The sequence below is a fragment of the Pelomonas sp. BJYL3 genome (assembly GCF_027257975.1).
GTDB lineage: Bacteria > Pseudomonadota > Gammaproteobacteria > Burkholderiales > Burkholderiaceae_C > Roseateles_B > Roseateles_B flavus.
In genome coordinates this window covers 378867-388691 of record NZ_JANZKX010000007.1, presented here as the reverse complement: position 1 = coordinate 388691, position 9825 = coordinate 378867, and the positions used below count along the sequence as shown (strand labels likewise).

Genomic DNA, 9825 nt, shown 5'->3' with positions numbered 1-9825 from the left:
CAGGTACATCAGCGCCGCCAGGATCACCACCGTCAGCACCAGGATCAGCACCTGCGTCACCGTGATCACCGGGCCGCCCAGGTTGAAGGGCTCAGTGGGCAGCAGCAGCGGGAAGGGCTTCGGGTTCGGCTTCCACACGATCATCGCCAGCGTCTGCAGCAGCAGCGACATGCCCATCGCCGTGATCAGCGGCGCCAGGCGCGGCGCGTTGCGCAGCGGGCGGTAGGCGATTTTCTCGATCGCGAAATTGAGCACCGAGCAGACCACGATGGCGCACAGCAGGCCGATGCCCATGAGTGCCCAGCCAGGCAGGCCGGAATCGGCCAGGGCCGTGGCCACGGTCCAGCTCACCAGTGCCCCGACCATGAGGATCTCGCCATGCGCGAAATTGATCAGGTTGATGATGCCGTACACCATGGTGTAGCCCAGGGCCACGAGCGCATACATGCTCCCGAGCACCAGGCCGTTGATGATCTGCTGGATGAATGTTTCCATCAAAAAACTCCACTTCCTTGCCGTGCTGAGGAGACGGCGACCGGATCAGGGATGAGCGCGCCCGAGTCTCCGGGGCCCCAAGAAAAAAGCCCGCGACCTTCGAAGCAGCGGGCTGGGGTGCCGGAGGGACTCAGCATATGGCCGCGGATTTTAGGAGTGCGCCGCGGGAGCGGCTCGCTGGGGATAACCCGCTGGCGCAAGGACCGAAACAGGGGGTGAGGCCTCAGTCCTCGGCATCGCCCGCCTCGGCATTGAGACGACGCAGCTCGGCCAGGCGGTCGCCGATGCGGATCTCCAGCCCGCGTGGCACGGGCTCGTAGAAGCGCTGGTCCTCCAGCCCGTCCGGCAGGTACTGCTCCCCAGCCACAAAGGCGCCGGGGAAATCATGCGCGTAGCGGTACTCATGCCCATAGCCCAGGTCCTTCATCAAGCGGGTCGGCGCATTGCGCAGATGCAGGGGCACGGGCCGGCTGGCATCCTGCTTGACCAGGGCCCGCGCGGCTTTGTAGGCGGTGTACACCGCATTGGACTTGGGCGCAATGGCCAGGTAGACCACGGCCTGCGCCAGCGTGAGTTCTCCCTCGGGCGAGCCCAGGCGCTCGTAGGTGTCTGCGGCGTCCAGGCAGATCCGCAGCGCGCGGGGATCGGCCAGGCCGATGTCCTCGCTGGCCATGCGGATCAGGCGGCGGGAGATGTAGCGGGCGTCGACCCCGCCGTCCAGCATGCGGCAGAACCAGTACAGGGCGGCGTCCGGGTCCGAGCCGCGCACGGACTTGTGCAGGGCCGAGATGACGTCGTAGAACTGCTCGCCGCCCTTGTCGTAGCGCCTCAGCTGCTCGCCCAGGGCGCGCTCGAGCTGGGTCTCGTCGATGCTGGCCAGGCCCGGCGGTGCCAGCTGCGCGGCGGTCTCCACCGCGTTCAGCAGGCGCCGCGCATCGCCGTCGGCATAGGCCACCAGGCGCTTGGCGGCGGCCTCGGTGAAGGGCGGGCAGGCCAGGGCAGCCTCGCCGCGGCGGACCAGGGCCAGCAGGTCCTCCTCGTCCAGGGACTTGAGCACATGCACGCTGGCACGGGACAGCAAGGCCGAGTTGACCTCGAAGGAAGGGTTCTCCGTGGTGGCGCCGATGAAGGTGAAGAGGCCGGACTCCACGTGCGGCAGGAAGGCATCCTGCTGGGACTTGTTGAAGCGGTGCACCTCGTCCACGAAGACGATGGTGCGCCGGCCCTGGGCCGCCGCGACCTGGGCGCGCTCGACCGCCTCGCGGATCTCCTTCACGCCGCCCAGCACCGCGGAGATGCTGATGAACTGCGCATCGAAAGCCTGGGCCAGCAGCCGTGCCAGCGTGGTCTTGCCCACGCCAGGCGGCCCCCACAGGATCATGGAATGCAGGCGTCCGGTCTCGAAGGCCACGCGCAGGGGCATGCCCTCGCCCAGCAGCTGGCGCTGGCCGATGACTTCGTCCAGATGGCGCGGCCGCAGGCGCTCCGGCAAGGGCTGGTAGGCCTTGCCGGGCGAGGCCGCAGGCCGCGAGGACTTCGGTGCCTCGGGCGCCGGCTCGTCGCCGAACAGGGAAGCGTTCTCAGACATGCTGCCGCCAGCGCCCTGCCCTCATTGCTCCAGCAGGTCCACGCCCTTGGGGACCTCGAAGCGGAAGCGCTCGGCACCGATCGCCACATTGGTCTGCAGCTGGCTCAGCTGCATCAGGGAGCGCTGGCCGAAGGCGTCCAGCACCTCCAGCGCGACCAGCTCGCGGCCCTTGAAGCCGATGCGCAGCTGCTGGATGTTGCCGTCCGCCTGGCGCGGCAGGGCCAGGACCCAGTCCACACCGGCCTCGCTGGGCTGAGCCTTGAGCTCGAAGTCCTTCTCGACGTTGCCCCCCGCCAGCAGCGCCGCCGGCGTGCCGGACAGGGCCTGGCCGATGCGGCGGGAGCTGGCCTGGTTGAGGTCCGGGTCGAAGGTCCAGACCTTCTGGCCATCCCCCACGATCAGCTGCTCGAAGGGCTTCTGGTACTGGAAGCGGAACAGGTTCGGGCGCTGGAATTCGAAGGTGCCGCTGGAGGTCTTCTTGCGCTTGCCGTCTGGTGCGGTGACGGTCTGGCTGAAGCTGGCGCGGCCGCTCTTGACCTCGCGCACGAAGTCCTTGAGCGACTGGGTGGCGTCGGCCTGGGCAAGACCTGACCCCAGCAGGAAGGCCGCGGCACACAGCAGGCGGCGGGAAGGCTTGAAATTCAGGAAGTTCATTCGTCTCGCTTGGGCACGATCAGTTCTCGGCTGCCGTTGGTGGCCATGCCGCCAACCAGACCGGATTTCTCCATCTGCTCCAGCAAGCGGGCGGCCCGGTTGTAGCCGATGCGCAGGTGGCGCTGGACCAGGGAAATGGAGGCACGCTTGTGCTGCAGCACCACGGCCACGGCCTGGTCGTACATGGGGTCGGCCTCGGCGTCCCCGCCGCCTCCCCCGCCGCCCTCGCCGCCGCCCTCGCTCTCCAGCACGCCGCCTTCGAGGATGCCCTCGATGTAGTTGGGCTCGCCGCCCTGGGCCTTCAGGTACTCGACGACGCGGTGCACCTCGTCATCGCTGACGAAGGCGCCGTGCACGCGGGTGGGCAGGCCGGTGCCCGAGGCCATGTAGAGCATGTCACCCATGCCCAGCAGGGCCTCGGCGCCCATCTGGTCGAGGATGGTGCGGCTGTCAATCTTGCTGGAGACCTGGAAGGACAGGCGCGTCGGGATGTTGGCCTTGATCAGGCCGGTGATCACGTCCACCGAGGGCCGCTGCGTGGCCAGGATCAGGTGGATGCCGGCGGCGCGGGCCTTCTGGGCCAGGCGGGCGATCAGCTCCTCGATCTGCTTGCCGACCACCATCATCAGGTCGGCCAGCTCGTCGATCACGACGACGATGAAGGGCAGGCGCTCCAGCGGCTCGGGCTGCTCGGGCGTGAGGCTGAAGGGGTTGTCGATCTTCTCGCCGCGTTCCTTGGCCTCGTCGATCTTCTTGTTGTAGCCGGCGAGGTTGCGCACGCCCAGCTTGGACATGAACTTGTAGCGCCGCTCCATCTCGCCCACGCACCAGTTCAGCGCGTTGCCGGCCTGCTTCATGTCCGTCACGACGGGCGCCAGCAGGTGCGGGATGCCCTCGTAGACGCTCATTTCCAGCATCTTGGGATCGATGAGGATCAGGCGCACGTCGCGCGCCTCGGCCTTGTAGAGCAGCGAGAGGATCATGGCGTTGATCCCCACCGACTTGCCCGAGCCGGTGGTGCCGGCCACCAGGCAGTGCGGCATCTTGGCGAGGTCGGCTACCACGGGGGCGCCGACGATGTCCTTGCCCAGGCCCATGGTCAGCTGCGAGGGCGCGTCGGCGTAGATCTGCGAACCCAGGATCTCGGACAGACGGATGGTCTGGCGCCGCGCATTGGGCAGCTCCAGGGCCATGTAGTTCTTGCCCGGGATGGTCTCGACCACGCGGATGGAGACCAGGCTCAGCGAGCGGGCCAGGTCCTTGGCGAGGTTGACGATCTGCGAGCCCTTGACGCCCGTGGCCGGCTCGATCTCGTAGCGCGTGATCACCGGGCCCGGCGAGGCCGCCACCACGCGCACCTCGACGCCGAAGTCGCGCAGCTTCTTCTCGATCATGCGGCTGGTCATCTCCAGCGACTCGGGCGTGACCGTCTCGACGCGCGGCGGCGCGGCGTCCAGCAGGTCGACCTGGGGGAGCTTGGTGTCGGCCAGCTCGCTGAACAGCGTGGTCTGGCGCTCCTTGGCCACGCGGGTGGACTGCGGCACCTCGACCACCGGGGCCTCGATCACGATGGGCACGTGTTCCTCGACCACCTGGCGCTCGACCTCGACGACCTGCTCGCGCTCGCGCTTGGCCTTCTTGCCCACGCGCTTGTCCTCGGCCACCTCGCGGCGGTCGACGTTGCGCTGGCGGAATTCATCGATGCGGGTGCCGATCAGTTCGGCCAGGCGCATCCAGGAGAACTGCAGCGCCAGCGCGCTGCCGGCCAGCAGGGCCACGATCCAGACCAGGCCGGAGCCGGCAAAGCCCAGCAGCTTCATGCTCCAGGGACCCAGGGCATAGCCCAGCACGCCGCCCGCATGGGCGCCGGGCAGGCGCGCCTCCCAGCCGTAGAGGCGGGTCCATTCGAGCGCGCAGCTGGCGCACATCAGCAGCACGAGGCCCAGCCCCCAGAGGCCGCGGCGCTGCCAGACGGGGGTCTCGTCGAAGACCGGCTCGGTGCGCAGCACATCGGCCAGGCCGCCCAGCCAGCGGCGCAGGGCCACCAGCATCAGCCACCAGGCCGAGTAGCCGAAGCCGAAGAGCAGGAGGTCGGAAATCCAGGCGCCCAGGGTGCCCACGCGGTTGCTCACGTGGTCCTTGCTGCCGGCGATGGAGAAGGCGGCGTCGCCACGGTCATGCGTCAGCAGGGCCAGCAGCACCAGGCACCAGACGAGGCCGCCCAGGATCAGCCACAGCGGCGTGCGCAGCGAGGCGCTGGCCGGCGCGGGCGCCGGCCTGGCCTTCTTGGAGGGCTGGCGCTTGTAGACCTTGTCGGCCGGGGCGGCGTCCTCCGCGCCCGTCAGGGAACCCAGGGGAAAACTCATCCCGCGATTGTGGCCCAGGAAATGCAGTCAGCCAGCCGGCGCCGGGCCGGCATCTGAAACAGGATCCGCAGCCGGATCAGTCGTGCAGACGTTCCTTGATGACCACGGAGCCGTTCTCCAGGGTCTCGATGACGCCGCGGTCTTCCAGGTCCTTCATCACGCGGCTGACCATCTCGCGGGAGGCGCCGACCACCTTGGCCATGTCCTGACGCGAGACCTTGCCGCGGATGATCTTGATGCCCTTGTCTTCCTCGGACATGTCCAGCAGGGTGCGGGCCACACGGCCATAGACGTCCAGCAGGGCCAGGGACTCGATCTGGCGGTCCGCATTGCGCAGCCGGGCCACCAGGCCGCGCAGGATGCCGTAGGACAGGCTGCTGCTCTCGGGCAGGCAGCGGGCGAATTCATTGCGGCCCAGCACCAGCATGTCGGTCTGGACCTCGGCGCGCACGGTGGCGGAATGGGGCTCGCCGTCAATCAGGCTCATCTCGCCGACGTAGTCGCCGTTCTGCAGCACGGCGAGGATGACTTCACGGCCGCGGTTGTCAGCCGTCAACACACGGGCCCGGCCGTTCAGCAGAATGAACAGCGCGTTGGACTTGGTGCCCTGCTCCACCACCACCTCGCCGCGCTTGAAGCGACGCTTGATCACGCTGTCTGCGATCGACTGCGCCTGGTCAGTCGTCAGCAACGAGAACAAGGGCACGCGACGAATCAGGTCCAGATTGGACAGCATGGCCATGAATGAGCTCCTAAGCTGTGGTCATTGGGGTGGCGTCAGGCTGGCGCCGCTTGACTTCCCTAGAATGGCTGCATTGTGCCAATTAAGTCACGTGCCTCCATAGGGTTTGGCATGAATCGTAAAACCTTGTCCCCTTGTGTGTCCTGACTGCAACCCCAGCTGAGAAGCCATGACTCAAAACACCCGCCACACCCAGTTGCTGATCCTGGGCTCCGGCCCCGCCGGTTTCACGGCTGCCATCTACGCCGCACGTGCCAACCTCAAGCCGCTGCTGATCACCGGCATGGCCCAGGGCGGCCAGCTGATGACGACCACCGAGGTCGACAACTGGCCAGCCGACGTCATGGGCGTGCAAGGCCCGGAACTGATGCAACGCTTCCAGCAGCACGCCGAGCGCTTCCAGACCGAGATCGTCTTTGATCACATCAACACGGTGGACTTCTCCCAGCGCCCCTTCCTGCTGAAGGGTGACAGCGGCAGCTACACCTGCGACGCCCTGATCATCGCCACCGGCGCCTCGGCCAAGTACCTGGGCCTGCCTTCCGAGGAAGCGTTCTCGGGCCGCGGCGTCAGCGCCTGCGCCACCTGCGACGGCTTCTTCTACCGCGGCCAGGACGTGTGCGTGGTGGGCGGCGGCAACACGGCCGTCGAGGAGGCGCTGTACCTCTCCAACATCGCCAGCAAGGTGCACCTGATCCACCGTCGCGACAAGTTCCGCGCCGAGCCCATCCTCGTGGACAAGCTGATGGAAAAGGTGGCCGCCGGCAAGATCGAGCTGCATGTCTTCCACACGCTGGACGAGGTGCTGGGCGACCAGAGCGGCGTCACCGGCGTGCGCGTGAAGCACGAGAACGGCGCCACCAAGGACATCCCGCTGCATGGCTGCTTCATCGCCATCGGCCACCAGCCCAACACCGACATCTTCAAGGGCCAGCTGGAGATGAAGGACGGCTACCTCATCACCCGCAGCGGCCTGAACGGCTTCGCCACCATGACCAGCGTGCCGGGCGTCTTCGCGGCCGGCGACGTGCAGGACCACGTCTACCGCCAGGCCATCACCAGCGCCGGCACCGGCTGCATGGCCGCGCTGGACGCCCAGCGCTACCTGGAGCAGGCACAGGGCTGATCGGCACCGGCGCACCCGAGCCCTGCCCGGGCCGCGCTGCCCTTTTTCAGCTCGAAACGGCCGCCCCTGGGCGGCTGCCCCTTTTTCAGCTATACTCTTTGGCTTGCCTGCCGGATGGATCGCCCCTGTGAGCACACCTTGCGTGCGTTCGTGGGTTTAGCAGGCATAGAGCGGTCAATGGGATGTCAGGGTCTGGAGAAACCGGGCCTTGGCATCTGGTAAAGAAATTCGAACCGGAGAAGCGTCATGGCACGCGTCTGTCAAGTCACGGGCAAGAAGCCCATGGTGGGCAACAATGTTTCCCACGCCAACAACAAAACCAAGCGTCGTTTCCTGCCCAACCTGCAGTACCGTCGTTTCTGGCTGGAAACCGAAAACCGCTGGGTGCGTCTGCGCGTGAGCAATGCCGCTCTGCGTCTGATCGACAAGGTCGGTATCGAACAAGTCGTCGCTGATCTGCGCGCCAAGGGCGAGCTCTGATCTGATCCACTAAGCACCAAGGAGCAACAACATGGCATCCAAAGGCGGACGCGAAAAGATCAAGCTGGAATCCACCGCCGGCACCGGTCATTTCTACACCACGAACAAGAACAAGAAGACCACGCCCGAAAAGCTGGAATTCATGAAGTTCGACCCCAAGGCCCGCAAGCACGTCCTGTACAAGGAAATCAAGCTGAAGTAATTCAGCCCGGCTTGCAGCCCAAAGAAAAACCCGCCAAGCGCAAGCTGGCGGGTTTTTTCATGGGCGCTCGATCGGCGCCCGGACTCAGCGCGCCTTGCGGCCGAACTCGGTGTCGAACCACTTGTCGATCATGGGCTTCTCGTAGCGCAGCGGGTCGCCGTCGTTGTAGCGGGCGCTGCTGCCATGGAGGTAGTTCATGTCGGAGAGGCTGGCCTTGCCACTCTTGAGCTCCTTGCCGCCCTCCAGCAGCACATAGCTGAACTCCATCTGCGGCCAGGTGACCTCGCGCAGCACGCGGATCTCATCCGGCAGCCGGCGGCGGAAGTCCATCTCGCCTGCCCGGTTGATCTCCAGCAGATCGATCCGCAGCGTCTGTCCGGCCGGCAGGCGCTCGGCCGCCAGCCGCTCGAAATGGGCGCTCAGCGCCTTCTGGATGTCTTCCCGCTCGGTGACCGTGCGGCCGAGGTCGCGGTATTTATCCAGGGGCTGGAAATGCATGTCCAGCTCGGCGGACTGCGCCACGCCTGCCAAGCCCACTCCCGCGAGCAGGGCCACCAGCCCTGTCTTCCATTGCTTCATGGTCTTCTCCTCTTTCATGGTTTGCGACTGAGCCATCCGCGCCCAGAACCGGACTCGACGGGCAGGCGCCTCGCACTCAACGCAGGTCGCGGCTTCGCGATGACGGCCCAGTGAAAACCAGTATATGGACTGCCCATGAAAAAAGCGCCCTCCAAGGGGCGCTCTTTACCTGGGCTTCACGCCGGGAAACCCCGGCGCAAGCTACGGACACACTCAGGCGCGGGCCGCGCGCAGGTTCATGGAGAAGCTGCGCAGCTCGGCAATGCCGCTTTCCTCGGCCTTCTTGCACCAGACCTGGAGGTCGCGCACCAGCTGCTCGGCCGAGACATTGGTCCGGGTCCAGAGCTGGCGCAGCTCTTCGCGCATGGTCAGCAGCTTGTCCAGGGCGGGCGAGGCGGCGCGGGCCCCTTCGATGTCGCCATGGAAGGCCTGCGGGATGCGGTCGGCATCGCGGTGCAGCCAGCGCTTGGCCTGCTTGAACTGCTGCCACTTGGCGCTGTGCTGCTCGCCCTGGGCCTTCAGGCGGGCCAGCTCGATGGCGCAGGCAGCCTTCAGGTTGCGGCCGTAGCTGGCCATGATCTCGTAGCGGTTGGCGATGATGGCTTCCAGCGTGGCCTTGTCAGCTTCGGCCTTGAGCTCACCCAGCTTCAGCTGCGGCGCGGTCTTGCGGACCTTGGCCCAGCCGATGATCTCCATGGCGCGGATATAGCCCCAACCGATGTCGAACTCGAAGGGCTTGACCGAGAACTTGGCCGAGGTCGGGTAGGTGTGGTGGTTGTTGTGCAGCTCTTCGCCGCCAATGATCAGGCCCCAGGGCGAGATATTGGTCGAGGCGTCCTGGGCCTCGAAGTTGCGATAGCCCCAGTAGTGGCCCAGGCCGTTGATCACGCCGGCGGCCCAGATGGGGATCCACACCATCTGGATGGCCCAGACGGTCGCGCCCAGGGCACCGAACAGCGCCAGGTTGATGATCATCATCAGGGCCACGCCCTGCCAGCTGTAGCGGCTGTACAGATTGCGCTCGATCCAGTCATCAGGCACGCCGTGGCTGTACTTCTCCAGCGTCTCCTGGTTCTTCGCTTCGGCGCGGTAGAGCTCGGAGCCGCGCAGCAGCACGGTGTCGATGCCGCGGGTGACCGGGCTGTGCGGGTCGTCCTCGGTCTCGCACTTGGCGTGGTGCTTGCGGTGGATGGCCACCCATTCCTTGGTGACCATGCCCGTGGTCAGCCAGAGCCAGAAGCGGAAGAAGTGCGAGGGGATGGGCCCCAGGTCCAGGGCACGGTGCGCCTGCGTGCGGTGCAGGAAGATGGTCACGGCGGCGATGGTGATGTGGGTCACCACCAGCGTGTAGAGCACGACCTGCCACAGGCTGGCACCCGTCAGGCCTTCGCTCAGCCAGTTGACGAGCACGTCGCGCACGAAAATCAATTCATTCATTCAGTCCGACCTCTGCCTCATTGAGAAGCGTCATGGAGATGTCAAAAAGCGTCTCGATTGTAGGTGAGGCGCCCTAAAACACCTCTTGATCTAGATCTAGCGCTCAGGCGGCGGCGCGCCTTATTGGCGCTTTTGCGCGCCGTGCGAGGACCGCCC

General features: G+C 66.3%; 10 protein-coding genes. 3 read left to right on the top strand and 7 right to left on the bottom strand.

The features are described 5' to 3' along the window. The 5 genes from O9Y01_RS21050 to O9Y01_RS21030 all read right to left on the bottom strand — a co-directional run. Positions 1 to 495 (bottom strand): branched-chain amino acid ABC transporter permease (locus tag O9Y01_RS21050; protein ID WP_269633596.1); only part of this gene is annotated, 495 nt, incomplete at its 3' end. A gap of 223 nt (positions 496 to 718) precedes the next feature. Next, a complete protein-coding gene (locus tag O9Y01_RS21045; protein WP_269633595.1) occupies positions 719 to 2083 on the bottom strand; it encodes a replication-associated recombination protein A in 1365 nt (454 codons plus the stop codon). Between the two features lie 21 nt (positions 2084 to 2104). After that, positions 2105 to 2737: an outer membrane lipoprotein chaperone LolA gene (gene lolA, locus O9Y01_RS21040; RefSeq protein WP_269633594.1), complete on the bottom strand. Its 633-nt coding sequence runs from the start codon at positions 2735 to 2737 to the stop codon at positions 2105 to 2107. Next, on the bottom strand, positions 2734 to 5103 hold the full coding sequence (locus O9Y01_RS21035) for a DNA translocase FtsK (protein ID WP_269633593.1): 2370 nt from the start codon (positions 5101 to 5103) through the stop codon (positions 2734 to 2736). Before O9Y01_RS21035 ends, lolA begins: the two co-directional genes overlap by 4 nt. Before the next feature lie 76 nt (positions 5104 to 5179). Further along, positions 5180 to 5845 (bottom strand): Crp/Fnr family transcriptional regulator, encoded by a 666-nt coding sequence (locus tag O9Y01_RS21030; RefSeq protein WP_183106659.1) that lies wholly within the window; start codon positions 5843 to 5845, stop codon positions 5180 to 5182. A 169-nt stretch (positions 5846 to 6014) separates the two neighbouring features. Between O9Y01_RS21030 and trxB the strand changes: the two genes are divergently transcribed. From trxB to rpmG, 3 genes are all read left to right on the top strand, one after another. Continuing rightward, positions 6015 to 6971, top strand: a complete 957-nt coding sequence (gene trxB, locus O9Y01_RS21025; RefSeq protein ID WP_269633592.1) for a thioredoxin-disulfide reductase — start codon at positions 6015 to 6017, stop codon at positions 6969 to 6971. Between the two features lie 246 nt (positions 6972 to 7217). Further along, positions 7218 to 7451: a 50S ribosomal protein L28 gene (rpmB, locus tag O9Y01_RS21020; RefSeq protein ID WP_183106657.1), complete on the top strand. Its 234-nt coding sequence runs from the start codon at positions 7218 to 7220 to the stop codon at positions 7449 to 7451. A 31-nt stretch (positions 7452 to 7482) separates the two neighbouring features. Then, positions 7483 to 7653 (top strand): 50S ribosomal protein L33, encoded by a 171-nt coding sequence (rpmG, locus tag O9Y01_RS21015; protein ID WP_025564431.1) that lies wholly within the window; start codon positions 7483 to 7485, stop codon positions 7651 to 7653. Positions 7654 to 7737: 84 nt separating this feature from the next. Here rpmG and O9Y01_RS21010 read toward each other — a convergent pair whose 3' ends face one another. Beyond that, positions 7738 to 8232 (bottom strand): DUF3016 domain-containing protein, encoded by a 495-nt coding sequence (locus O9Y01_RS21010; protein WP_269633590.1) that lies wholly within the window; start codon positions 8230 to 8232, stop codon positions 7738 to 7740. Positions 8233 to 8445: 213 nt separating this feature from the next. Then, complete coding sequence (locus tag O9Y01_RS21005; RefSeq protein WP_269633589.1) at positions 8446 to 9669, bottom strand: DesA family fatty acid desaturase; 1224 nt, start codon at positions 9667 to 9669, stop codon at positions 8446 to 8448. Positions 9670 to 9825: the final 156 nt, after the last annotated feature.